Below are 24,529 nucleotides of genomic sequence, written 5' to 3'. Positions count from 1 at the left end.
AAACAAGGCGAACAAGGATTTTTAAATGAATACTAGAAAATTAACAATGGTACTGCTAGTGACTGCGGCACTGAGCACCGCTGGCTACGGCCTCTACAGGTTTGGCATGCATCGCGGGATGGGAATGTCGCCGGCTCCACAAGCGGCGCCCTCCGCCCAAGAAGAAAGTGCAGATCAAGCTACTGGACGCAAGGTGCTTTATTGGCATGACCCGATGGTCCCGGGCCAGAAATTCGACAAGCCGGGCAAGTCCCCGTTCATGGATATGCAACTCGTTCCTGTGTATGCCGACGAGGCTGGCGATGAGGGCAGTGTCAGCATCAGCCCACGAGTGGAACAGAACCTGGGTATCCGGACCGCCGAAGTCACGAAGGGCAGGCTTGCCTCCAGCGTGGAGGCGGTTGGCAACGTGGCTTACAACGAGCGTGACGTCGCCGTCGTGCAGGCGCGCAGTAACGGCTACGTCGAGCGGCTCTTCGTGCGCGCGCCCCTCGACCCGGTGAAAAAGGGGCAGCCCCTGGCGGCATTGTATGTACCTGACTGGATCGCGGCGCAGGAAGAATACCTGACGGTCAGGCAGATGAAAGGTCCAGGAACGGACGGCCTGGTGGAAGGCGCGCGGCAGCGTATGCGTCTCGCTGGGATGACGGACGCACAGATTCGCGGTGTCGAGTCGAGCGGAAAGGTGCAGGCTCGGGTAAGCATCAGCGCGCCGATCACTGGCGTCGTGGCAGAGCTCGCAGTGCGTGAAGGGATGAGCTTCACCTCGGGCGCACCGATGTTCCGAATCAATGGGCTCAGTACAGTCTGGGTCAACGCCGAGTTGCCCGAAGCGGCGGCGGCCGAAGTACGTCCGGGCACCAGAGTCGAAGCCCGTACACCCGCGCTGCCAGGCACTGTCTTGCATGGCAAGGTCAGCGCAATCCTGCCTGAGGTCGAAGCGACGACACGCACATTGAAGGCGCGTGTCGAACTCGCCAATCCAGGGCAGCGCCTGGTGCCGGGCATGTTCGCGACCGTAAACTTCACGCCGGCAGCCGGCGCGGAAACCTTGATGGTCCCGACGGAGGCCGTGATCCAGACAGGTACACGCAGTGTCGTGATGGTCGCTCAAGGCCAGGGTAAATTCAGCCCTGTCGACGTCCAAACCGGCCGCGAGAGCAATGGCCAGACCGAAATTCTCAAGGGTCTCGACCTTGGGCAGAAAGTCGTTGCCTCGGGTCAATTTCTGATTGACTCGGAAGCCAGCCTGAGAGGCACCACGAACCGGCTAAGCGGCCCTGCGCCAACGGACGGCAATCAGCAAACCGCTGGCCCGACGACCCATCGCGGTCACGGCAAGGTCGAGGATATCGACAAGGATGAAATTTCGCTTTCGCACGATCCGATCCCAAGCATGCGATGGCCGGCAATGACAATGGGATTCAAGGTGCCGGTGGCTGGCGCGCCGAAAAATCTGACAGTCGGCGAGATGGTGAACTTCGAATTCCAGCAAACCAGCGACGGGTCGTTCCAGATCACCCGCATTTCCCCTGCCGGACCGTCGATGCAGGGCATGGGTGACAAGGGCGCCGCCGCTACCAAGCATGGCGCCCACACTCCTGCGGCTATGGGAGATGCAAAGAAATGATCGCCAAACTCATTCGCTGGTCGATCCTGAATCGCTTCCTGGTACTCCTCGCAACAGTGGGGATCACGGCGTGGGGCATCTACGCGTTGCAGCGTACTCCGCTCGACGCCCTGCCTGATTTGTCCGACGTGCAAGTGATCATCCGCACATCCTACCCGGGCCAGGCGCCGCAACTTGTCGAGAACCAGGTCACCTATCCGCTCACTACGACAATGCTGTCGGTGCCGGGCGCAAAAACGGTACGCGGCTATTCCTTCTTTGGCGATTCCTTCGTCTATATCCTGTTCGAGGACGGTACCGACCCGTATTGGGCGCGTTCGCGCGTACTGGAATACTTGAATCAGGTGCAGTCGCGCTTACCGCCGCAGGCGAAGACCGCGCTCGGCCCCGACGCCACGGGCGTTGGCTGGGTCTACGAATACGCACTCGTTGACCGTAGCGGCAGGATGGACCTGTCGCAACTGCGCGCGTTTCAAGACTGGTTCCTCAAGTACGAGCTGAAGACCGTAGCCAATGTGTCGGAAGTCGCAAGCCTGGGCGGCATGGTGCGGCAATATCAGATCGTTCTCGATCCCGCCAAGCTTCGCGGCTACAACATCGCGCATGGCATGGTCATCGACGCGGTGCAGAAGGCCAACCAGGAGGCCGGCGGTTCAGTGCTCGAGCTGGGCGAAGCCGAATACATGGTACGTGCAAGCGGTTACCTGCAGTCGCTCGACGACTTCCGCAAGATTCCCCTGGTGACCTCCGAGGCCGGTGTCCCCGTCCTGCTGGGTGACGTTGCACGCATCCAGTTGGGCCCGGAAATGCGACGCGGCATCTCCGAGCTCAACGGCGAAGGCGAGGTTGCAGGTGGCGTCATCGTCATGCGCTCAGGGAAGAATGCGCTGGAGACCATCGATGCGGTGAAAGCCAAACTGGCGGCTCTCAAGCCGAGTCTGCCCCCTGGCGTAGAAATCGTTCCGACCTACGACCGATCGCACCTGATCAGACGGGCGGTAGACAATCTGCGCGACAAGCTGGTCGAGGAATTCGTCGTCGTTGCCATTGTGTGCGCCATCTTCCTGTTCCATTTGCGCTCGGCATTGGTCGCCATTGTCACATTGCCGATCGGTATCCTGGTCGCCTTCATCGTCATGCACTACCAGGGGGTGAACGCGAACATCATGTCGCTCGGCGGTATCGCGATTGCGGTGGGCGCGATGGTGGACGCTGCCGTGGTCATGATCGAGAACGCGCACAAGCATGTCGAAGCGTGGAACCACGCCCATCCGGGGACGAAGCTGGAAGGGGAGGATCGCTGGCGGGTCATTGGCGATGCAGCGGCCGAAGTCGGCCCTGCCCTGTTTTTCTCGCTGCTGATCATCGTGCTGTCGTTTATCCCAGTGTTCACGCTGGAGGCGCAAGAAGGCCGCCTGTTCTCGCCGCTTGCGTTCACCAAGACCTACTCCATGGCAGCGGCAGCAGGGCTGGCTGTGACCCTGATCCCGGTGTTGATGGGCTACCTGATCCGAGGACGTATTCCCGAGGAGCACAAGAATCCACTGAATCGCTTTTTGATTGCCGTGTACCGCCCCTTGCTCAATGGGGTGCTGCGCTTCCCCAAGGCGACGCTGATCGCGGCTGCTGCGATCGCCCTTGTCACCGTCTGGCCGATGACGCGGCTCGGCGCAGAATTCATGCCGCCTCTTGATGAAGGCGACCTTCTCTACATGCCTTCGGCGCTGCCAGGACTGTCGGCAGGCAAAGTGTCGCAATTGCTCCAGCAGACTGACCGCTTGATCAAAACCGTACCCGAAGTGCAAAGCGTGTTCGGCAAAGCAGGACGAGCCGAGACGGCAACCGACCCCGCGCCCCTGGAGATGTTCGAGACCACGATCCAATTCAAGCCCAGGGATCAATGGCGGCCAGGAATGACCACGGACAAGCTGGTGGAGGAACTGGACCGCGTAGTCAAGGTGCCTGGACTTTCCAATATCTGGGTACCACCGATCCGGAACCGCATCGACATGCTGGCCACGGGCATCAAGAGCCCGGTCGGCGTCAAGGTGGCCGGCAGCAGCCTGCACGAGATCGATCGCGTGGCCGGTGAAATCGAAGCGATCGTCAAGAAGGTTCCGGGCGTGTCATCGGCATTGGCTGAACGTCTCAATGGAGGACGCTATATCGACGTCAACATCAACCGCGACCAGGCAGCCCGGTACGGCCTGAATATCGCCGATGTGCAGAGCGTCGTCTCGGCGGCAGTTGGAGGCGACAACATCGGCGAGACTGTGGAAGGCCTGCAGCGCTTCCCGATCAACGTCCGCTATCCGCGCGAGGTCCGGGATTCCATCGAAAACCTGCGGCAATTGCCCGTCCTCACGCCGCGCGGGGCACAGATTCGCCTGGGTGACGTGGCAGAGATCCGCATCAATGACGGCCCCCCCATGCTCAGGAGTGAAAACGCACGCCTGTCCGGTTGGGTGTACGTCGACATTCGAGGACGCGACATGAATTCGGTGGTGCGCGACATGCAGCAGCTTGTCGCAAAGGAGGTCAAGCTGCAACCGGGCTATTCGATTTCCTGGTCGGGTCAGTTCGAATACCTGGAGCGCGCAAGCGCGAAGCTCAAGATCGTGGTGCCGGCAACGCTGCTGGTGATCTTCATCCTTCTCTACCTGACATTCAAGCGCTTTGACGAGGCCGTCCTCATCATGGCGACCTTGCCGTTCGCATTGGCCGGCGGTATCTGGCTGCTCTGGATACTCGGACACCACATTTCGGTCGCCAGCGCGGTGGGCTTCATTGCACTTGCAGGCGTTGCGGCAGAATTCGGGGTGATCATGCTGCTCTACCTGAAGCATGCCTGGGAAGCCCGCCTGGCGGCAGGAAAGTCGTCGGAAGCGGATCTGCTGGATGCGATTCGCGAGGGCGCGGTCCAACGTGTGAGGCCAAAGGCCATGACCGTCGCAGTCATCATTGCCGGTTTGGTGCCGATCATGATCGCCCATGGCACAGGGTCGGAAATCATGCAGCGTATTGCGGCGCCAATGGTTGGTGGGATGCTGTCCGCGCCATTGCTGTCGATGTTTGTGGTGCCAGTGGTCTACATGTTGATGCGCCGTCGGGAACTACAACAGGAGAACGTCCGTCAACCCGAAGCCAAGGAGGCCATTTATGAGAATTCATGAGTTACAACGACAGCGGGCCCACGATTAACAAAAGGAACACCTGCAAGCTTCAGATAAGCAAGCCGAAAAGGATCGAATGATAAAGGCGTGCATGGAAATGATGACCAAGTCAAAGCAGCAAACTGGTCCATGAATGGCATGAAACGGTACCCGCATACCACGCCAGGGTGTTGTCCGCTCACGGACGAAAAATTTACTTTACCCACTTTGAGGAGAAATCTCATGAAACGTTTTGCCCCACTGTCCCTTCTCGCTGCATTGACCATTTCCGGCGCGGCCTTCGGTCAAGCTGCCGACATGAAGGGAATGCATATGAAACAAGCTTGTATGGGCATGAAGGACATGAAGGACATGAAGGACATGAAGGGTATGGATATGTCGGCATGCAAGGACATGATGAAGGAGAAAGCGGCCGATAGCAAAGCCCAAGGCGCATCCAAGAATGGAGTGGTTCACAAAACTTCAGCTGTCGTGAAGGGGGTCGATCGAGCAAACGACAAGGTGACGCTGGCACATGACCAGGTGAAAACGCTTAATTGGCCACCAATGACGATGAGCTTCGGCGTCAAGGACAAGTCATTGCTTGACAAGCTGGTAGTCGGCAAAAAAGTTGAGGTGGAGTTCACCCAGGAAGGGGCGAACTACGTCATCTCGTCCGTCAAATAAGGCGGGATATGAGCGTGCATGCCCGTATCCGAGCTGTTCAGTACGATGGCAAGCCAAGACATTCCTAGCCTCCGACATGCCATTGCGCTGAAGTTGATTGAAGAAGATCGCGCGCACTACATTTTCAGGAAGACGCGTCACGTGTCAGTTTTGGGTTTTGTTGAAACGCTGTTGGAAAGGTAGTAGAACCGAGAAGTGCCACAACGAGCAGTCGTCCTGTCGTGATTGACTCGCCAGCAGAGCGTGACGGAGTTCCGAAAGAGGCTCCCATAACCCTGAGTACTTTCAAGGAGAACATCATGATGCAAAGTCAATTCCAGTCGTGTATCAAAGCATGTTACGAATGCGCCGAGGCGTGCGATACCTGCGCCGCGGCGTGCCTGAGGGAGACAGATCCCAAGATGATGGCGCGCTGCATTATGCTCGATGACGAGTGCGCGGCAATCTGCCGTCTCGCCGCGCAGCTGATGAGCCGAGCAACCGAGCATTCACATCAGCTATGCCAGCTGTGCGCCGATATTTGCGATGCGTGCGCCCAGGAATGCGCAATCCACCAGGTCCAGCATTGCCAAGATTGCGCCGCCGCCTGCCGCCGCTGTGCCGACGAGTGCCGCAGGATGATGCAGCCGACCGGTGGTCAAGGAACTTCCGTAGGCACTCACGCCCACTAACGTACTTTTATCGGGATCTGCGGCGCGGATCCCGAAGCTGACTCTGCCGTTATGCGGGCGATCCCGTCGAAATGCTGCTACTTGCGACCTTCGAAACCACAACCCAATTCATATCGGCGCCAGCATAGACCGGCTGCGCGCTGCGCGCTGCGCGCTAAGGGATGAGCGTGGCCGACATCCAGACAGTGGTGTCCGGCGATCGGTGGCGACAACGTGCGGGAAGTCGCCGACGGGCGCCGGCGCTTCCCGATCAGCGTGCGCTACCGCAGGACTACCGCGACTCATTCCAGGTCCAGCGCAAGCTGCCGATCCTCACAGCGGGGCCCGCAGATTCGTCTTGGCGACGTGACGACGGTCGTCGTGACGGACAGTCCCCTAACGATCCGAAGCGAGGAAGCGCACCTGTCAGGTTGGGTGTACATCAATGCCCGCGATGTGACCTGCTCACTGCGGTTCGTGCGATACGGGAGCGTATCCGCGACAAGGTCTCGCTGCCGCCAGCTTATGCCATCGGCTGTTCGGGGCAGTTCAAATATCTCGGCAGCGCGGCCGGCTGCGCAGTCATGCAGCGCATTGCCGCACCGATGATTGGCGGGATGGTCACCGCGCCGCTGCTTTCGCTGTTATAGGTAGGCGTCAGAACGAGGAGACCTCGCTTCAAGCCGCGTGACGTCCATGAAGGCCTGCATTACATCGCGACTTGAAAAGGCGGCGATCATCGACCTTCCCGTCTTCAGTTGCTTGGCAGGAGGCCGGCCATCGCAGACAGTTTGGCCAGCCTCCTCTTATGGGCGTCGTTTTTACTCGCATGACGGTAGGATGCTCAACAGTACTTCAAGGGGCCTGATAAGCCATTCGACTCGAATTGCCAGTAAGGAATGATTGATGGGAGACCAGCACGATCAAAACGTCCAACATGGCAGCGGCAACCTCAAGGTTGCCTTTCTGCTGAACTTCACGTTCACGCTGATCGAATTCGCCGGCGGACTGTGGACGAATAGCGTGGCCATTCTCAGCGACGCCGTGCATGACCTTGGTGATTCGATCTCGCTCGGACTTGCCTGGTATTTCGATCGTCTTTCACAGCACGGCAGCACCGCAAAGGATACCTATGGCTATGCTCGATACTCGCTGCTCGGCGGCCTGATCACCGCGATCGTTCTCATTGCCGGCATCGGCTTCGTCCTGTGGAACGCAACGCAGCGCCTTTTCGATCCGGAGGAAGTCAACGCGACGGGCATGATCGTGCTGGCGGTGGTTGGCGTCATCTTCAACGGCGCAGCGGTGTCACGTGTGCGCAAAGGGTCGTCGCTGACCGAGAAGGTCGTCAGCTGGCACCTGCTTGAGGACACGCTCGGCTGGATTGCGGTGCTGATTGGCGCCGCAGTGATGGCAGTCTGGGAGCTCCCCTGGATTGACCCGGCCCTGTCCATCTGTATTTCGCTCTTCGTGTTGTGGAACGTTTTCCGCAATCTCCGGAAGTTCTTCGAAGTTTTTCTGCAGCGGACTCCGTCCACCTTCGACCTTCCCGCCTTTGAAACCGCGGTCAGGGCTATTCCCGAGGTCATCGATGTACACGATACTCACAGCTGGTCGATCGACGGTGAGAAACATGTCCTGACAACCCACGTCGTCGTATCGCCAGAAGCTATTCCCGACAATGTCATGTCGATCAAGTCGCACGTGAAAACACTCATTCGCGACAAAGCTTTCGAACATATTGCGATCGACATTGAGGCGCCGATGGACGGTACTGAAGAGGAAACAGGCACGGCGTCCAAGATCCGACAAAGATGGCAGGACTGAAGGAAGAGGACGGTGCAGTCCCATCCAAGAGGCCGTGCTATACTTTTCCCATGACTCGCCGGTTTATTTATGCTTTGCTAACAATCATGATGCTGCAGCTTAGCTGGAGCGTCGTGGCGGAGTATTGCGAGCACGAAACCGGCCGCGCTGCGCAGCACCTTGGGCATCATGCGTCGCACGACGATCCTGCTCAAGAGGCTTTCAGTTCGCTAGACCAGCCATCCAAATCGAAAGCAGGAACCCTGCATTCGCACTGTACTTCCTGTGCCCACACGCCCCTGACGATCGAAGAGCTGCCGGTCGTAGTGGCCGTGTCCGAGCCGCTGCGCCTTGCACCGTTCTCTCCCCTGCATCATCTCTCCTCCATCGATGTGGCCCCGCCAGAGCGGCCTCAATGGGCTGCCGTCGTCTGATTCGGCGGCGGTTCATAGCTAATCAAGTTCATCTTCTTCCAGGGGCGTTGGCACAACGCGCCTGATGCGGATCGCCGCTGAATATTCTTCGCCTATTGTTTTTCGGAGTTTATTCATGCATCCCAAACGTATTCTTGTTGGGTCGCTCGTGCTATTGGCATGGGCGCTCCCTGCGGCCGCCCAGCTCGCTGGCGGTCCACAAAGCAATCAGTCAGGCTCGGGCACAATCGCACAGCCCGTCGATACGCCGTTGACCCTCGAAAATGCGGTCGACATGGCCTTCGCCGTCAATCCAACTCTTCGGACTAGCGCCCTGGACGTCGTCATTGCCGGCGCGGAGCGTCGCCAGGCCGGATTGCTACCCAACCCCTCGATTTCCTACATGACCGAGGGAACACAGCGCGGCACCCGCACTCGCACATTTGAGCTCAGCCAACTGGTCGAGCTTGGCGGCAAGCGGCGCGCCCGCATTGAACTGGCCGAGCGTGAGAGCCGGCTTGCGCTCGCTGCCTCAAGTGTGGCCAGGGCCGACTTGCGCGCCGACGTCATCGCAGCATATTTCAATGCGCTGGGCGCCCAGGAACGCGTGAAGCTTGCGCAAACCTCGCTGGACATTGCTTCGAAGGCCCGATCTGCGGCCGAGAAACGGGTTGCCGCCGGACGCGTATCCCCGGTTGAGCTCTCGCGCGCCACCGTGGCCGAGTCAACTGCCCGCCTCGACCTGTCCCAGGCCGCTGGCGAACTGCGCATCGCGCACGGTTTGCTGGCGGCGTACTGGGGCCAGGCCCAGCCAGGAAATCTCGCCCTGATCGAGCCGGCGGACGACCTCGGGGCCATCCCTTCCCTCGATGTCTTGCGCACACGCCTGGCCGGCTCACCGCAGCTGCAACGCGCACGCCTGCAAGTTGAACGCGAAGAGGCCCAGGTCTCGGTCGACCGTGCACAGCGCATGCCCGATGTCACCCTCGTCGTCGGCCGCCAGAAGGATGAGGAGTTGGGGCGCTCGCAGACTGTGCTCGGTGTGTCGGTCCCACTTCCGCTGTTCAACCGTAACCAAGGGAATCTGCAGGCCTCCCTTGCCCGGGCCGACAAGGCACGCGCCGAAAGCGATGCGCAGCGCCTGCGGCTTGATCAGGCCTTGTCCAGTACCTACCAACGGGCGCAACTCGCCAGGGAGCAGGTGCGAACCATGCGCCAGGAAATCCTTCCGGAAGCGCAGCGTGTCTTCGATGCCGCGGTCATCGGGTTCGAGGCCGGCAAGTTCAACTTCCTGGATGTCCTCGATGCCCAGCGCACCCTGCTGCAAAGCCGCGCGCAATACGTCCAGGCGCTCTATGACAGCTACCGATTCAGCGCGGAGCTTGGCCGGTTTGCCGACACTGGCACCGGCGCCACCAATACCAACAGGAATACCCCATGAAGTTCAACATCGACAAAAAATCAGCGCTTTCGATCGCGGCTGTGATCGCGGTCGGCATCGTACTGGCCCTGCTGATCGTGTTTTGGAAAGGCGATAGCGCTCCGAGACAGGAAGGCGGGGAGCACGCCGAAGAAACCGCCGAGGCAAAGAACAAAAAAGGCGGTGAGAAGGAAGAAGGACATGCCGAAGAGCCCGGTCTCATCGAAATGAGTCCGCAACAGATCCAGGCCGCAGGCATCGCGACGGCAACGGCCGGCCCGGCAGCGATTCGCACCGAACTCGTCCTTCCGGGCGAGGTGCGCTTCAACGAAGACCGCACGGCGCATGTGGTCCCTCGGGTCGCTGGAGTCGTCGAATCGGTTTCCGCCTCACTTGGCCAGGATGTCAAGAAGGGACAATCCCTGGCGGTCATCGCCAGCGCCGAACTGGCGGACCTGCGCAGTGCAGCGCTCGCTGCCGGCAAGAGGCTTGAGCTGGCGCGCATCACCTACGATCGCGAAAAGAAGCTGTGGGAACAAAAGGTCTCCGCCGAGCAGGATTACCTCCAGGCCCAACAGGCGTACCGCGAAGCCCAGATCGAATCCCAGGCCGCCCGCGCGAAACTGACCGCACTCGGTGCCGACGTATCGGCAGGCTCGGTGAATCGCTTTGTCCTTCGCGCTCCGTTTACCGGCGTTGTCGTGGAAAAGCACCTGGCGCAAGGTGAAGCAGTGAAAGAGGATGCCAACGTCTTCCTCGTCTCGGATCTGTCGACCGTGTGGGTCAACATCGCGGTCACGCCGAAAGACCTGGCCGCCGTCCGGGTCGGTCAGCCGGTCACGGTCAGGTCGGCGGCCGGCGGCCCGTCGGTCACGGGAAAGGTCAGCTACGTCGGCAACCTGCTCGGCGAGGAGACCCGAAGCGCGAGTGCTCGAGTCGTGATCGACAATCCCGGACTGGCATGGCGCCCCGGCCTGTTCGTCAATGTTTCGGTCGTCAGCGGACAAAAAGACGCCTCCGTCGCCGTCGCATCCGACGCCATTCAGACTCTTGAAGGCAAGACCGTCGTGTTCATGAAGAATGCGAAAGGCTTCGAAGCCCGTCCAGTGACGACCGGCGTGAGCGACGGGAAGCTGACCGAGATCCTCACCGGCCTCCCGGCTGGCTCGCCCTATGTCACGACCGGCAGCTTTGTCGTGAAGGCCGAGCAAGGCAAGGGCAGCGCCGAACATGAACATTGAACGGGGATCCAGACATGTTTGAGCGCATCATCCGCTTTGCCATCGAACACCGATGGCTGGTCATGCTCGCCGTCATTGCGATGGCGGCCGTAGGGATCTACAACTATCAGAAGCTGCCGATCGACGCGGTGCCCGACATCACCAACGTCCAGGTGCAGATCAACACCTCGGCGGCCGGCTATTCGCCGCTCGAAGTCGAGCAGCGCGTTACCTTTCCCATCGAGACCGTGATGTCCGGCCTGCCCGGCCTCGAACAGACCCGTTCGCTTTCGCGCTACGGCCTATCACAGGTGACCGTCATCTTCAAGGATGGCACCGACATCTATTTCGCACGCCAGCTCGTCAACCAGCGAATCCAGGAAGCACGGGAAAACCTGCCTGCCGGCGTGACCCCGATGATGGGCCCGATCTCGACGGGCCTTGGCGAGATCTACCTGTGGACGGTGGAAAGCGAACCGGGCGCGAAAAAAGCCGACGGCACACCATATACGCCCACCGACCTGCGCGAAATCCAGGACTGGATCATCAAGCCGCAGCTGCGCCAGGTGCCCGGGGTTACCGAGATCAATTCGATTGGCGGTTTTGCCAAGGAGTACCTGATTGCCCCCGACCCCGCGAAACTCAGCTCCTACAGACTGTCGCTGTCCGACGTCGTCAACGCGATCGACCGCAACAACAATAACGTCGGCATGGGATACATCGAGCGCCGCGGTGAGCAGTTCCTCGTGCGGGCGCCCGGGCAGGTTCGCACACTGGACGACATCCGCAACACCATTCTCAGCAACGTCGACGGTGTCCCCGTCCGGGTACGCGACGTTGCATCGGTCGACGTCGGGCGCGAGCTGCGTACCGGCGCGGCAACGGAGAACGGGCGGGAAGTCGTTCTGGGCACGGTCTTCATGCTGATCGGCGAGAACAGCCGCGCCGTTTCCCAGGCGGTGGCGAGCAAGATGGTCGAGGTGAACCGTTCGCTGCCGAAAGGCGTTGTGGCGATTCCCGTGTACGACCGCACGACACTGGTGGACAAGGCGATCAATACGGTCAAGAAGAACCTGCTCGAGGGCGCCGTCCTCGTGATCGCAATCCTCTTCCTATTCCTCGGCAATATCCGTGCTGCGATCATTACCGCGTTGGTCATTCCGCTCGCGATGCTGTTCACCTTTACCGGGATGGTGACTTACCGGGTCAGCGCGAACCTGATGAGTCTGGGTGCGCTCGACTTCGGCATCATTATCGACGGTGCCGTCGTGATCGTCGAGAACTGCGTACGGCGCCTGGCGCACGCGCAGGAACATCACCGGCGCCAATTGACCCTTGCCGAACGCTTCCACGAGGTGTTCGCGGCCGCGAAAGAAGCGCGCCGCCCTCTCCTGTTCGGCCAGCTCATCATCATGGTGGTGTACCTGCCGATCTTTGCCCTTTCAGGCGTCGAAGGCAAGATGTTCCATCCGATGGCCTTCGCCGTCGTCGCCGCGCTGCTTGGAGCGATGATCCTGTCGATCACCTTCATTCCCGCCGCCGTCGCCCTGTTCATCGGCAAGCGCGTCACGGAAAAGGAAAACCGCATCATGGTCTCGGCGAAGCGCGTCTACGCCCCGGCCCTCGAAAAGGTCTTGCGTAACGGCGCCCTGGTGATCACGAGCGCCGTCGTGCTGGTGCTCCTGTCGGGACTGCTGGCTACACGGCTGGGAAGCGAATTCATCCCCAACCTGAATGAAGGCGATCTCGCGCTGCAGGCGATTCGCATCCCTGCAACCAGCCTGAGCCAGTCGGTGGAGATGCAGCAGAAGCTCGAGGCCGGCCTGAAGGCGAAGTTCCCGGAGATCGATCGCGTGTTCGCCCGCACGGGTACCGCCGAGATTGCCTCGGACCCGATGCCGCCCAACATCTCGGACGGTTACATCATGCTCAAGCCCGAGTCTACGTGGCCCGCGCCGAAGAAGACCCGCGCCGAGCTGGTCGAGGCGATCGAGGAAGAAGCGGAGAAGTATGCCGGCAATGCGTACGAACTGTCCCAGCCGATCCAGCTTCGCTTCAACGAGCTCATCTCGGGTGTACGCAGCGACGTCGCCGTGAAGGTCTTCGGTGACGACATGGCCGTGCTGGAAACAACCGGTAAAGAAATTGCCGAGGTCCTGCAACGGGTACCGGGTGCGGCCGAGGTCAAGGTGGAACAAACTGGCGGCCTGCCGATGCTCACGGTGGACATCGACCGTGAAAAAACGGCGCGGTACGGCCTGAACATCGGTGACGTGCAGGAAGCGCTGGCAATTGCCACCGGCGGGCGCGAAGCCGGCACCATGTTCGAGGGCGACCGCCGTTTCGATATCGTGGTCCGCCTGCCCGAAGCGATGCGTACCGATCTCGACGCATTGCGGCAGCTGCCGATTCCCCTGCCAGCCAAGCAGGGTGGTGCAATGGCCTACATTCCCCTCGCCGAAGTCGCCACCCTGAACTTCACGCCAGGGCCGAACCAGATCAGCCGGGAGAACGGCAAGCGGCGCATCGTCGTGAGTGCGAACGTGCGCGGCCGCGATATCGGTACCTTCGTTCCTGAAGCGCAGGCGGCCATCGCAGCCAAGGTCAAGGTCCCGGCGGGTTACTGGACCAGCTGGGGCGGCACCTTCCAGCAGCTGGAGTCAGCGACCCAGCGCCTGCAGATCGTCGTGCCGCTGGCTTTGTTCATCGTGTTCACGCTGCTGTTCGCGATGTTCAATAACGTGAAGGACGGGCTGCTGGTATTCACGGGCATTCCATTCGCCCTGACTGGCGGCGTGGTCGCCTTGGCACTGCGGGGGATTCCGCTGTCGATTTCCGCAGCAGTGGGGTTCATCGCACTGTCGGGCGTAGCCGTCCTGAACGGCCTGGTGATGCTCTCCTACATTCGGACCTTGCGTGAAGAAGGCATGGGACTGGACCAGGCGATCAGGCATGGTGCACTGACGCGGCTGCGGCCAGTCCTCATGACCGCGCTCGTCGCATCGCTGGGCTTCGTGCCGATGGCGATCGCGACCGGCACCGGCGCCGAGGTACAGCGGCCGCTGGCAACCGTTGTCATCGGTGGGATTCTTTCCTCGACCGCGTTGACGCTGCTGGTCCTTCCTCTGCTCTACCGGCTTGCGCATCGTAATGACAGCGATGAAGTACCGGTGCAGCCCGCGAAAGTGGTCGTCCAGTGAGCGTATGGGCCGCAGGAACTTTTTGCGGCCCCAACCGAACTGAGGAGGACAGTATGCATCGATACAATGCAGGACGCTCTCGGAGCAGGCAAGGGCTTGTGAGGCTGGATCTCGCTGCGCACGGAGCAGCTTTGGCGAGTTGCGCAGCGGGAGCGATCATTGTCGAAAGCGTCACCTTGGTGGCGGCCGCCTCGCATCATGCGGCAACAATCTTGTTCCGGTTGTTATTCATTGAACGGCGGACAGAGCAGGCCCGGCCTGGCATTGAAGTAGCGTACTCAGTGGTCCAAATCGTTCTCTGCCTGTGCTGCCTGGTGTTGGGCTTGATCGTAATAGCGATGGGTACGCATCGCATCGTTCACGCATCGTCACTCGATGTGATGGCCATGGCAGGTTTTGCCCTACCTGGAGCGCTTGCAAGCGCGACGACGATCGGCTTGGCGTACAGGCCAGTTGAGGCCGGCGACAGCGATGACAAAGCCGATGCGCTTCTGTCAGCTGCACCGATCGCACTCGTGCTCGGTGTCGCTTTTTGCGATCTGGGTGTCAATGCAGGAAGGTTGGACGCGGTTGCGGGACTTGCCGCCGTACTGGTGCTTTGTGTGCGCACCGTGATCAATCTGCGGGAGACGCGGGACTGACAGATTGTTTTCCGAACCAGATGAATAACCACGAAAGGAGATGACATGAGACTGCCACAGCAGCCACCAGAGCCACTGCACGAAAATCTCTTTGAGGTATTTGGCATTATCGGCTTGGCATTGGCCGGGATGATTATGGTGTTCCTAGGCTGGCTGAAGTACAGGGACCGGAACAAGCCTTCGGGACCAAAGTCCCGAAAGCGTGCAAAGGACAAAACCAAGCAAAAGTAGGATAAGGCAGGCAAGCAGACAATCACAATGCAAGGGGGAACACGATGGGTTCAGGACATTCTCATGCTGCGCAACCGGGACAGAACGAACGCCCGCTCTGGATAGCACTCATCCTCACGACGGCTTTTCTTGTCGCCGAAATCATCGGTGGTATTCTCACCAACAGCCTTGCGCTGATTTCAGATGCGGCGCACATGTTTACCGACACCGCGGCGCTGGCGATCTCGCTTGCCGCTATCCGCATCGGGAAGCGGCCGGCCGACAGCGAACGCACGTTCGGCTACTACCGCTTCGAGATCCTGGCGGCCGCTTTCAACGCCATACTCCTGTTCCTGGTAGCGATCTACATCCTGTACGAAGCCTACCAGCGCCTGAACAACCCACCGGAAATCCAGTCCGGGACGATGCTGCTGGTCGCCTCCTTCGGCCTGGTCATCAACCTCATCAGCATGCGGCTGCTATCGAGCGGCAAGGACAGCAGCCTGAACGTCAAGGGTGCCTACCTCGAAGTATGGAGCGACATGCTGGGCTCGGTCGGCGTCATCATTGGCGCTCTCGTCATACGCTACATCGGCTGGAGCTGGGTCGATTCTGCGATCGCCGTTGCCATCGGCTTGTGGGTCCTGCCGCGCACTTGGACGCTGCTCAAGGCGAGCATGAACGTGCTGCTCGAAGGCGTACCCGAAGGCATCGGACTCGCCGAGGTGAAGGATGCCATCGCACGCGTCCCCGGCGTGGCCAGCGTGCATGATCTGCATGTATGGTCCATCACAAGCGGAAAAGCCAGTTTGACAGCCCACGTGGTACAGCGAGAGGAGGTCACAAACCCGCAGGCCCTGCTGCTGGATATCCGCCGGCTCGTCGCGAGCAAGTACGATATCCACCACAGCACCATCCAGATCGAGACGACGCCGTGCGAACAGGCCTCCGACGAACACAGCTTCGATCCAGCTGTAGCCCACGACCATGCCGACCATGCCGGCCACGATGAACATGAGGAAGAAAAACGATGATCGACCATATCAGGAACAATCTCGTCGAAGCGCGGGATGCACTTGACCGCCTCATCAGTGACGATGCCCAGCTGGGCAATATCCAGACCGGCGCGACCCTGCTCATCGCTGCGTTGCAAAGCGGACGCCGCATTATCTCGTGCGGCAACGGCGGCTCGATGTGCGATGCGATGCACCTGGCGGAAGAGCTGTCAGGGAGATTCCGTGAGGATCGCCCTGCCATGGCGGCGGTAGCCATCAGCGATCCGAGCTACATCAGCTGCGTGGCCAACGACTATGGTTACGAACAAGTGTTCGCTCGCTTCGTCGAGGGCAACGGCGTCGCCGGTGACGTCCTGTTTGCGATCAGCACGAGCGGCAGCAGCCAGTCCGTGGTCCTCGCTGCGCAAGCCGCCCGTTCAAAAGGAATGAAGGTGATCGGTCTGACCGGGCGACCCGGGTCGCAGCTTGCGCATGCTGCCGACGTGTGCATCTGCACGAGTGCTGGACGCTATGCCGACCGGGTGCAGGAACTCCACATCAAGGTGATCCACATCCTGATCGAACTGGTGGAGCGTGCCCTGCAACCAGCGAACTATGCCGTAGAACCTTAAGGTCGGGGCAATGGCCGAATGACCGGCCACTACGGCTTGCGAGGCGGCCGCTGAGCATCCTTGCCACGTGAGCCGGCATACGCCCCCACTATGCGTGGCCACGTTTCTCCTGGCTCTTGAGCAGTCGCAGCCCATTGAAAACCACGAGCAGGCTCGCCCCCATGTCCGCGAACACGGCCATCCATAAGGTAGCCGACCCTGCAATCGCAAGCACCAGGAACACCGCCTTGATCGACAGGGCTGCGACTATGTTCTGCTTCAGGATGGCGGCAGCCTGCCTGCTCAAGCGGATGAACTGCGGGATCTTGCGCAGGTCGTCATCCATCAGCGCAACGTCGGCTGTTTCAATGGCGGTGTCGGTGCCCGCTGCGCCCATTGCGAACCCGATATCGGCCTTGGCCAGCGCAGGGGCATCGTTGATGCCATCCCCTACCATGCCGACGGTGCCGAATCGCGCCACCTCATCATTGATGGCAGAGAGCTTATCCTCGGGCAGCATGTTCCCGCGGGCGTCATCGATGCCCACCTGCCGTGCGATCGCCGTGGCCGTCACCGCATTGTCACCGGTGAGCATGACCGTCCGGATTCCCAACTGGTGAAGCTGGGCCAGCGCTTCGCGACTGGTTTCACGAATGGTATCGGCCACCCCGATCACCAGCAGTGGCGACGTCTCATCGCAGAGGACAACCGCGGTCTTGCCTTCACCCTCCAGTTTCGACAAGACGCTTTCCGTCGCGGTGCTGCAGATGCCGAGCTCCTCGACCAGGCGGTGATTGCCGAGGTAGTACCACTTCCCGTCGATCCGCCCTTTCGTGCCACGTCCGGTCAGGGCCTCGAACTCGGTCACGGAAGCGAGGGGCAGGTCCAGGCCCGAGTTTTGCCAGTAGCGGCTCACCGCGGTTGATACCGGATGGTCGGAGCGGTCCGCGAGAGCGGCCGCGAGTTGCAGATGAGTTTGTGCATCGCCTTGCAGGGGCAACACGTCCGTCACCTCGGGTTTGCCTTGGGTGATCGTGCCGGTCTTGTCCAGTGCCAGCGAGCGCAGTTTGCCGCCCTGCTCCAGGTAGACACCGCCTTTGATGAGGATGCCGGCCCGCGCTGCTGCCGCCAGGCCGCTGACGACGGTGACCGGGGTCGAGATCACCAGGGCGCAGGGGCAGGCGATCACCAGCAGGACGAGTGCCTTGTAAATCCATGGCATCCATTCGGCGCCCAGCATGAGCGGCGGCACCAGGGCGACGGCGAGCGCGATGGCGAACACGATAGGCGTATAGATGCTGGAGAAGCGGTCGACAAAGCGCTGCGTGGGCGCGCGGCTGCCCTGTGCGTCCTCGACCGCGCGGATGATGCGCGACAGGGTCGAGTTGCTGTGGCCGGCGGTGACGCGGTATTCGAACGAGCCGGTTTCATTGATCGTGCCCGCAAACACCTTGTCGCCGACCGTCTTTGGTACCGGCATGCTCTCGCCCGTGATCGGCGCCTGGTTGACGGAAGACTGGCCAGTGCTCACTTCCCCATCCAGGGCGATCCGCTCGCCGGGCGCGACACGGGCCAGGGCGCCGATCGCGACCGTGGTAGCGTCCTGTTCACTCCAGCTACCGTCGCCAAGACGTACGCTGACCCGCTCGGGTGTCAGTGCCATCAGGCCCTGGATGGCGTTTCTCGCACGGTCGAGCGAGCGGGCCTCGATCATCTCGGCAAGCGCGAAAAGGACCATGACCATTGCCGCTTCCGGCCACTGCCCGATCAATACCGCGCCAGTCACCGCGATCGACATCAGGGCATTGATATTAAGGTTGCGGTTCTTGAGTGCGATCCAGCCTTTCTTGTATACTCCCAGGCCCGTCGTCACGATCGCAAGCAGCGATAGCAGGATGACCGGCCACCAGTTTTCATCGCCCGTCGTCCATGCGACGACTTCGGCACCGACTGCTGCGACCAAGCCCAGTGCAAGGACTGCATACTGCCGCTTTCGGGAGGCGGGTGGCACCGCCTCGGCTCGTCCTTGTCCAGCCGCAACGAGCACCGCCTGCATACCGATGGACGTCAGTGCATCCTGGATCGCCGCTGCTGGCCCACTATGCCTGACGACCAAACGACGCTGGACGAGATTGAAGTCGAGCTGTTCAACCTGCGGCAGGCCGGACAGCTTATTACGGATGAGCGCCTCTTCGGTTGGGCAATCCATGTTCTCGATTCGGAAAACAGTGCCGGCTGCTGACCCGCTCTGCTCATCGGTTTGTTCAACCACCGGGTCCATGCCGACCGCCCGTACTGCTGCAAGGATCGCCTGTGGATCGCCGAGGCTGTGTTCCACCCGCAAACGGCGCTGGACAAGATTGAACTCGAGCCTTCCGACGCCTGCGACGCGCCCGAGCGCTTGTCGCAGCAGTCCCTCTTCTGTCGGGCAGTCCATCTGGTCGATGCGAATGATAAGGGACCGGTCCAGTGCCGCAGGCGAAGTACCCGCGGTTTCGATCACTGCGGACTTCTCGCAACATGATTTGGTCTGGCATTCCGACATGACGACTCCTTGAGAACTGTGTATAGTCTGCATTAAACACCCTGTAGCGGGTACGGGGTCAAGCACTAACTTAACGTACGGGGATTTCTCTTGAAAATTGGCGAATTGGCAGACCGCTCAGGCTGCTTGGTTGAAACCATCCGCTACTATGAGCGCATTGGATTGCTCGCCCCGCCTGAGCGGTCCGCGAACAACTATCGAGCCTATAATGAGCTTCACGCTGAGCGCTTGCTGTTCATCCGGCATTGCCGCGCCTTGGACATGACACTCGATGAGATCCGGACGCTGCTCGATTTTCGCGAGGCCCCGGGAAAAAACTGCGAGGGCGTCAACGCGCTGCTCGACAAGCACATCGGGCACATCGTCGACCGTATAGCAAACCTGTCAGTACTGGAGACGCAGCTCAGAGACCTCAGGAGCCGTTGCGCCGCCACCGACAGCACAAACCCGTGCGAAATCCTGCAGGCGCTCGGCACTGTGGATGCTTGCGACGAGCCAGCACGGCTTGGGCGCCATTGATTAGCCCTGAACCTTCCGCGCCATCACTGCACCGCCAGGCCGTAACGAACCCTCGATGTTCATGCCATTGGCCTGCTGACATTGCCGGATCAGCGAACAGCCGGCAATACGCTTGACCTTCAAGTAGCTAGAAGGTGTTAAATGTCAGGTTCTCGAACCTGAAGACAAGTACCCTGATATGACGTACCCCATTTGGCGTCGGCTGATAGCCTTCGTAATGTTCTGCTGCTGCGTGATCGGTACAACACACGCAAATCCCAAATCATCAGAAGCGGAAGTCCGCCAGCTCTGGCAACTGCTCGACTATGTCGCCGTCGACTACGCCGGCGCGGTCCAGAACGGAGCGATTGTCAGCGAACTGGAATATGGCGAAATGCAGGAGTTCTCGACGCGCGCGCAGAACCAGGTGAACGCATTGCCTCCGCATCCCTTACATGCAGAACTTGCAGCTGCTACCACCAGGCTGAAGCAGGCGGTCGAGCGCAAGGAATCACCGCAACAGGTTTCCCGGCTTGCGCGAGAGGCAAACCGTTTGCTGCTGCGGGCCTACCCCTTCCCGGTTGCGCCGCGCGCCCTGCCCGACCTGGCCCGCGGTGCAGCGCTGTACCAGGCGCAATGCGCTTCATGCCACGGATCGGCCGGCGCCGGCGATGGCGCACTCGCGGCCAAGCTCGAACCCAAACCGATCGCATTTACCGATGAGGAAAGAGCCCGCTCCCGTTCTCTCATGGCCCTGTATCAGGTAATCAGCCAGGGTGTCGAGGGCACATCGATGCCGGCGTTTGCAGGCTTGCCCGAGCATGAGCGCTGGTCCCTGGCGTTTTATGTCGGCAGCTTGGCATTCAAGGACACGGACATCGCAGCCGGAGAGTCTGCATTCGTACAGAACAACACCGCGTCCGCCACGATTCCCGACATGAACACGCTCGTGACGGTAACCGAAGAAGAACTGGCGAAGGCAAGCGCACCGTCGACCGCCCGGGCGGTTCTGGCGTACGCACGGACCCACCCCGAGGTGGTACGGGAGCAGCAGGAACGCAAGGGCATCGTCCTTGCGCGCAAACTGCTGCAGGATAGTCTGGATGCCTTGAAGAGTAACCAGCGCGCGAAGGCCACCGAGCTTGCTTTATCGGCCTACCTGGACGGCTTCGAGCCGCTCGAGGCGAGGCTCGATGCGACCGACCGCCAGCTCCTGGTGGACGTGGAACGAACCATGCAGCTGTACCGGGGCGCGGTTGCACAAGGCAATGTGCTGCGTGCGACCGAATACGCCGGGCAACTCGACGCGTATTTCGTACGTGTCGAGGAGCTCACCGGCGCGAACAAGACCGACGCGACGACGGTGTTCGTGGGCGCGTTGACGATTCTCCTGCGCGAAGGTGTCGAAGCCCTGTTGATCGTGATCGCGATGGTCGCATTCCTCCGCAAAGCGGAGCGTCCAGAAGCCTTGCACTACGTGCACGCAGGCTGGATTTCGGCGTTGGCTGCAGGCGCCTTGACATGGGTGGTGGCCACCTATGTGGTCAGCATCAGTGGCGCGAGCCGCGAAGTGACCGAAGGCCTGTCGTCGCTCTTCGCCGCGGCGGTATTGCTGTCGGTCGGGCTATGGATGCACCAGAAAAGCCAGGCCGGACAGTGGCAGGCCTATCTCAAGCAGCATTTGACCGCGGCGATGGAAAAACGCTCCGCATGGGCCTTGTTTGCCTTGGCTTTCATCGCGGTATACCGGGAAGTCTTTGAAACCGTCCTGTTCTACTCGGCGCTCGCAGCCGACGGCAACGGCCCTGCCCTATTGGGAGGATTCGTGACAGGCCTCGTCCTGCTGTCGGTAATTGCTGTGATTTTCCTGCGTACCAGTGCGCGCATGCCGATCGGTAAATTTTTCTCGTTCAGCTCCGTGCTGGTCGCTGCCCTAGCAGTTGTCCTGGTCGGAAAAGGGATCGCAGGGCTGCAGGAAGCCGGATGGCTGACGGCCACGCCGGTCACGGGACTGCGCGTGCCCGTGCTTGGGATCTACCCGACCATACAGACCTATGGAGCGCAACTGGCCCTGCTTCTGGCAGCTGGCCTTGGTTTTGGATTTAACTTGGTAAAAGCTCGCAGATAGTCAGCTGACAAGGAGCAATCATGAGAAACAAGACAGTTATTACCATTCCATTGGCAGCTCTCGTGCTCTTGGGTGGCTGTGCCGACCCAAGTCTTGGACGAAACAGCAGAACTGGCTGGGTTACTGAATTTTATACGGCAGAGAGGCTTGCGGCGGACCGCCCTGCCTGCCTGGCAAATCTCAGCGACGTAGACATTGCTAGCCAACGATACGCCTTATTTAGGTACTATTATCTCCGATCATATAAACATATAAGCGTATTGGTACCTGATTCAATTGAGGTTCACCTTCACGATAAGGTCGAGATATCCCCGCCCTCATGTCAGAACGGGGCCTTGCCGAAAGTCGTGCAGGTGCTGAAGCATTCCACACAAAGAGACAGGTAACCAATCCCGCAAGAACGGTGAGTATTTGCCGTCGATTGGGCCTTTCTGTGCTCATCCGAATCCAGTCTGCAGCGCTTGGTCCTTGCAATGTCCGACCGCACGTACTCCCGCTGATACTTACGGAGATCTAAATGAAGGGTAGCAATAACGATAGTTCTGACGAACCAAGCCTGGATGCTGCTAACGAACGCGATCGCAACATTCTATGGAAGGTCCTACTGATCAATCTGGGGCAGTGCCTGGCCGGCGTTGTAGGCGGCACCTGGGCATCCTCAACCGCGGTGATCGGCGCAGGCCTCGATAACTTGGGGGATGCCGCCGTCTACGGCGTGAGTTTGTACGCGGTCGGCAGGTCTGCGGCGATCAAGACACGTGCGGCACTGTTATCCGGATGGCTCCTCATTGGATTTGCCTGCCTGTTGTTGATAGAGGTTGTCCGTCGCTTCCTCGGCGGTGAAGCCCCGTTGGGACCTGCCATGATGGGGATGGCCGCAGCAAATGCGCTTCTTAATATTTATTGCATCCGCCTCTTGAAGCAACATCGCGGCCAGGACGTGAACTTCAAAGCTTCCGCTATCTTCACGAATAACGATTCGATCGTGAACGGCGCGATCGTGTTATCTGGCGCGTTGGTGATGTGGACAAAATCCAACATTCCCGATCTGCTGCTTGGAACAGTGGTCTCGTTTATTGCTGCAAAAGGAGGATATGAAATCCTCTCCGAAGCGAAGGAGACTCGAGCAGCGTAGCGACATGTGTCGTGCTCATGATCAAGCGACTTGAACCGCCGCAGCTTTCGTGAGGTCGGTTTATGTGAGCCAGGCCGATACGGCCGGACTGGTCAGCTGCTTATAATAATTTGCCTCCGATTCGGTGTGCGGTATATAGCCGAGTGGCTCAAGCAGGCGATGGTGGCTGGAAACGAGATACCCATTCCAACGTGGCCAATTCGGGGAGCTCCCGCGTCTTCCAGGGACCGCGGTGGATCAGCTCAGTTTTGTCAAGTCCGTTGATGGTCTCGGTTAGGGCGTCGTCAATATCTATCGCCCTTGCTGCCCACAGACGGCTCGATGCCGGACCGGCTGACAATGCGCACAGCGCGCTCGATGATTTCGTGGGAATACTTGGGTTGCTTCCGATGATTCCATTTTCTCAAACAATAGAGCCTCTACAAAATCCGGGGCGGTTCAGTTCGATGCCGCGGGCGGCATCGAACCGGTGATAGTGCGCTACCAAAACGCCAAATGACAAAGCTTAGTTGGCGTACATTGGACTTTCCTCAACATAGATCATTACCTTCGATGCGTCAGGAAGGATGTTCGCCAACGGGATCGGCAGTACGCCAAGCGTATCGAAGGTCCAGGTAACGCTTCTGGAGCCGTCCACGATACGGACAGTCTCGAGTCGCTTGACGTGAATCGATCTGGTCTTGCCTGCCACTATTGTGATAATGCGGTCGGGCACTGCACTCGAAGAGTATCCGAACGGTGCTGCCCGCCCTGACTTCGCTTCTGTCGCGCTCCCTACGGGCACTCCCCCCTCATTGGCTCGGGAGTCGAGTGGAACGAACATGCATGCGAGGAGTACCGCGCATACGAAGTTGATGTGAGTCTTCATTGAATTTTCCTGTTAAACGTTTGATTTTTCAAGGGCACTGACTCTCGACGTGGGCCATTGTGGGCCGCTATGGTCGTGAGTAAGGCCCGTATGCACGCGATGCACCTGAATTGCCGGGAAGCGTAAATTGCGACTGCACGGGCAAGGCCCGTAACTCGCACAACTGTGCATCGGCTCGGTCAGGTGCGGCTGCTTGATTTGTAAAGACGGATGGAGTCGTACAGTGCTTGCGCACGATTACCCATCAAGCGCAGGCGGTAGTTGCCGGCTTCGATGATCAGAGCCATTTCGGCCGAATCGGGCCATCCAGTATTGGAGACTGGTAATTCAGTTGACTGAGACTGGCGGGAACGGAGCGCGATTGCCCCGACCATTCGATCACGGAAGAACCGCTGCCGAGGGGCTGCAAGTCGCATGCCGATACACAAGTTGCGCTGCAGCCAGCTTCGAACAGCACTTGTATTGAATTTTCAGAACCGGTGACGTCGGATGCCGCTGCGGTGGCCGGCGCTTCGTCGAAAATCACGCACCATCCTGCCGCCCAGCCAGTCTGTAGCGGCAAAAGCGCGAGCAATATAATCAGAAACAGGCGCTTCATGGAGTCGTTGACTGCTTGGTCACGGAAGAGAACACTGGAGTATGGCAAATTTTACAACGCCCGCCGGGTAAAAACATGGGTCTCGAATTGTTGTAGATCTGATTATCTTTGTTCTATTGGAG

Annotated in this window: 20 protein-coding genes and 1 pseudogene; 17 read left to right on the top strand and 4 right to left on the bottom strand. The window is 59.9% G+C overall.

Going from position 1 to position 24,529, the window contains the following annotated elements; translation table 11 throughout:
- Positions 1 to 25: 25 nt before the first annotated feature.
- The 14 genes from AB3347_RS18335 to AB3347_RS18270 all read left to right on the top strand — a co-directional run bounded on the left by AB3347_RS18335 (position 26) and on the right by AB3347_RS18270 (position 16,656).
- A complete protein-coding gene (locus AB3347_RS18335) occupies positions 26 to 1,630 on the top strand; it encodes an efflux RND transporter periplasmic adaptor subunit (protein WP_369093150.1) in 1,605 nt (534 codons plus the stop codon).
- Positions 1,627 to 4,803, top strand: a complete 3,177-nt coding sequence (locus AB3347_RS18330) for an efflux RND transporter permease subunit (protein ID WP_369093149.1) — start codon at positions 1,627 to 1,629, stop codon at positions 4,801 to 4,803. Before AB3347_RS18335 ends, AB3347_RS18330 begins: the two co-directional genes overlap by 4 nt.
- Positions 4,804 to 5,025: 222 nt before the next feature.
- A complete protein-coding gene (locus tag AB3347_RS18325) occupies positions 5,026 to 5,469 on the top strand; it encodes a copper-binding protein (RefSeq protein WP_285376722.1) in 444 nt (147 codons plus the stop codon).
- A 299-nt stretch (positions 5,470 to 5,768) separates the two neighbouring features.
- Entirely contained in the window at positions 5,769 to 6,140 is a 372-nt protein-coding gene (locus AB3347_RS18320) for a four-helix bundle copper-binding protein (RefSeq protein ID WP_285376720.1), read from the top strand.
- Positions 6,141 to 6,307: 167 nt separating this feature from the next.
- Positions 6,308 to 6,769 carry a hypothetical protein gene (locus AB3347_RS18315; RefSeq protein ID WP_285376717.1) on the top strand — a complete coding sequence of 154 codons (462 nt, stop codon included), beginning with the start codon at positions 6,308 to 6,310 and terminating at the stop codon, positions 6,767 to 6,769.
- Positions 6,770 to 7,025: 256 nt separating this feature from the next.
- The gene (locus AB3347_RS18310; protein ID WP_285376716.1) at positions 7,026 to 7,946 is read left to right on the top strand and encodes a cation diffusion facilitator family transporter; all 921 of its coding nucleotides are present in this window, start codon (positions 7,026 to 7,028) and stop codon (positions 7,944 to 7,946) included.
- An 86-nt stretch (positions 7,947 to 8,032) separates the two neighbouring features.
- The gene (locus tag AB3347_RS18305) at positions 8,033 to 8,359 is read left to right on the top strand and encodes a cobalt-zinc-cadmium resistance protein (RefSeq protein ID WP_285376714.1); all 327 of its coding nucleotides are present in this window, start codon (positions 8,033 to 8,035) and stop codon (positions 8,357 to 8,359) included.
- 115 nt (positions 8,360 to 8,474) lie between these two features.
- The gene (locus tag AB3347_RS18300; RefSeq protein WP_285376712.1) at positions 8,475 to 9,779 is read left to right on the top strand and encodes a TolC family protein; all 1,305 of its coding nucleotides are present in this window, start codon (positions 8,475 to 8,477) and stop codon (positions 9,777 to 9,779) included.
- Entirely contained in the window at positions 9,776 to 10,999 is a 1,224-nt protein-coding gene (locus AB3347_RS18295; protein WP_285376710.1) for an efflux RND transporter periplasmic adaptor subunit, read from the top strand. The genes AB3347_RS18300 and AB3347_RS18295 overlap by 4 nt, the downstream gene beginning before the upstream one ends.
- Positions 11,000 to 11,013: 14 nt before the next feature.
- The gene (locus AB3347_RS18290; protein ID WP_027866261.1) at positions 11,014 to 14,178 is read left to right on the top strand and encodes a CusA/CzcA family heavy metal efflux RND transporter; all 3,165 of its coding nucleotides are present in this window, start codon (positions 11,014 to 11,016) and stop codon (positions 14,176 to 14,178) included.
- Between the two features lie 98 nt (positions 14,179 to 14,276).
- Entirely contained in the window at positions 14,277 to 14,819 is a 543-nt protein-coding gene (locus AB3347_RS18285) for a hypothetical protein (protein WP_027866262.1), read from the top strand.
- Between the two features lie 45 nt (positions 14,820 to 14,864).
- The gene (locus AB3347_RS18280) at positions 14,865 to 15,050 is read left to right on the top strand and encodes a hypothetical protein (RefSeq protein WP_027866263.1); all 186 of its coding nucleotides are present in this window, start codon (positions 14,865 to 14,867) and stop codon (positions 15,048 to 15,050) included.
- Positions 15,051 to 15,094: 44 nt separating this feature from the next.
- Positions 15,095 to 16,063, top strand: coding sequence for a cation diffusion facilitator family transporter (locus tag AB3347_RS18275; RefSeq protein ID WP_051306499.1), 969 nt, complete (start codon positions 15,095 to 15,097; stop codon positions 16,061 to 16,063).
- Entirely contained in the window at positions 16,060 to 16,656 is a 597-nt protein-coding gene (locus AB3347_RS18270; RefSeq protein WP_027866264.1) for an SIS domain-containing protein, read from the top strand. Before AB3347_RS18275 ends, AB3347_RS18270 begins: the two co-directional genes overlap by 4 nt.
- 88 nt (positions 16,657 to 16,744) lie before the next feature.
- Here the strand turns inward: AB3347_RS18270 and AB3347_RS18265 are convergent, their stop codons facing one another.
- Complete coding sequence (locus tag AB3347_RS18265; protein ID WP_036214626.1) at positions 16,745 to 19,180, bottom strand: heavy metal translocating P-type ATPase; 2,436 nt, start codon at positions 19,178 to 19,180, stop codon at positions 16,745 to 16,747.
- Positions 19,181 to 19,270: 90 nt separating this feature from the next.
- On the opposite strand from AB3347_RS18265, the gene cadR reads away from it, so the two are divergent.
- From cadR to AB3347_RS18250, 3 genes are all read left to right on the top strand, one after another.
- A complete protein-coding gene (cadR, locus tag AB3347_RS18260) occupies positions 19,271 to 19,699 on the top strand; it encodes a Cd(II)/Pb(II)-responsive transcriptional regulator (protein ID WP_285376701.1) in 429 nt (142 codons plus the stop codon).
- 178 nt (positions 19,700 to 19,877) lie between these two features.
- Entirely contained in the window at positions 19,878 to 21,806 is a 1,929-nt protein-coding gene (locus AB3347_RS18255) for a cytochrome c/FTR1 family iron permease (protein ID WP_027866266.1), read from the top strand.
- Between the two features lie 517 nt (positions 21,807 to 22,323).
- Entirely contained in the window at positions 22,324 to 22,941 is a 618-nt protein-coding gene (locus tag AB3347_RS18250; protein WP_027866267.1) for a cation transporter, read from the top strand.
- Between the two features lie 60 nt (positions 22,942 to 23,001).
- Here AB3347_RS18250 and AB3347_RS18245 read toward each other — a convergent pair.
- The 3 genes and pseudogenes from AB3347_RS18245 to AB3347_RS18235 all read right to left on the bottom strand — a co-directional run.
- Positions 23,002 to 23,270: pseudogene (locus AB3347_RS18245) on the bottom strand (IS3 family transposase); the annotation flags it as partial.
- Between the two features lie 176 nt (positions 23,271 to 23,446).
- Entirely contained in the window at positions 23,447 to 23,764 is a 318-nt protein-coding gene (locus AB3347_RS18240) for a CzcE family metal-binding protein (RefSeq protein ID WP_369093180.1), read from the bottom strand.
- A 322-nt stretch (positions 23,765 to 24,086) separates the two neighbouring features.
- On the bottom strand, positions 24,087 to 24,407 hold the full coding sequence (locus AB3347_RS18235) for a hypothetical protein (RefSeq protein ID WP_156923709.1): 321 nt from the start codon (positions 24,405 to 24,407) through the stop codon (positions 24,087 to 24,089).
- Positions 24,408 to 24,529 lie beyond the last annotated feature (122 nt).

Origin of the sequence: Massilia sp. X63 (assembly GCF_041023745.1) — a bacterium.
Classification (GTDB): Bacteria; Pseudomonadota; Gammaproteobacteria; order Burkholderiales; family Burkholderiaceae_D; genus Telluria.
This window is presented reverse-complemented; position numbering and strand designations above follow the sequence as displayed.

What these genes read in the sequence shown, in the direction of transcription:
- AB3347_RS18325 (WP_285376722.1), top strand. Translation starts at nt 5,026, where the DNA reads ATGAAACGTTTTGCCCCACTGTCCCTTCTCGCTGCATTGACCATTTCC.
- AB3347_RS18280 (WP_027866263.1), top strand. Translation starts at nt 14,865, where the DNA reads ATGAGACTGCCACAGCAGCCACCAGAGCCACTGCACGAAAATCTCTTT.
- AB3347_RS18305 (WP_285376714.1), top strand. Translation starts at nt 8,033, where the DNA reads ATGATGCTGCAGCTTAGCTGGAGCGTCGTGGCGGAGTATTGCGAGCAC.
- AB3347_RS18300 (WP_285376712.1), top strand. Translation starts at nt 8,475, where the DNA reads ATGCATCCCAAACGTATTCTTGTTGGGTCGCTCGTGCTATTGGCATGG.
- AB3347_RS18335 (WP_369093150.1), top strand. Translation starts at nt 26, where the DNA reads ATGAATACTAGAAAATTAACAATGGTACTGCTAGTGACTGCGGCACTG.
- AB3347_RS18270 (WP_027866264.1), top strand. Translation starts at nt 16,060, where the DNA reads ATGATCGACCATATCAGGAACAATCTCGTCGAAGCGCGGGATGCACTT.
- AB3347_RS18240 (WP_369093180.1), bottom strand. Translation starts at nt 23,764, where the DNA reads ATGTTCGTTCCACTCGACTCCCGAGCCAATGAGGGGGGAGTGCCCGTA.
- AB3347_RS18295 (WP_285376710.1), top strand. Translation starts at nt 9,776, where the DNA reads ATGAAGTTCAACATCGACAAAAAATCAGCGCTTTCGATCGCGGCTGTG.
- AB3347_RS18235 (WP_156923709.1), bottom strand. Translation starts at nt 24,407, where the DNA reads ATGAAGCGCCTGTTTCTGATTATATTGCTCGCGCTTTTGCCGCTACAG.
- AB3347_RS18310 (WP_285376716.1), top strand. Translation starts at nt 7,026, where the DNA reads ATGGGAGACCAGCACGATCAAAACGTCCAACATGGCAGCGGCAACCTC.
- AB3347_RS18250 (WP_027866267.1), top strand. Translation starts at nt 22,324, where the DNA reads ATGAAGGGTAGCAATAACGATAGTTCTGACGAACCAAGCCTGGATGCT.
- AB3347_RS18320 (WP_285376720.1), top strand. Translation starts at nt 5,769, where the DNA reads ATGATGCAAAGTCAATTCCAGTCGTGTATCAAAGCATGTTACGAATGC.
- AB3347_RS18290 (WP_027866261.1), top strand. Translation starts at nt 11,014, where the DNA reads ATGTTTGAGCGCATCATCCGCTTTGCCATCGAACACCGATGGCTGGTC.
- AB3347_RS18275 (WP_051306499.1), top strand. Translation starts at nt 15,095, where the DNA reads ATGGGTTCAGGACATTCTCATGCTGCGCAACCGGGACAGAACGAACGC.
- AB3347_RS18255 (WP_027866266.1), top strand. Translation starts at nt 19,878, where the DNA reads ATGACGTACCCCATTTGGCGTCGGCTGATAGCCTTCGTAATGTTCTGC.
- AB3347_RS18330 (WP_369093149.1), top strand. Translation starts at nt 1,627, where the DNA reads ATGATCGCCAAACTCATTCGCTGGTCGATCCTGAATCGCTTCCTGGTA.
- AB3347_RS18265 (WP_036214626.1), bottom strand. Translation starts at nt 19,180, where the DNA reads ATGTCGGAATGCCAGACCAAATCATGTTGCGAGAAGTCCGCAGTGATC.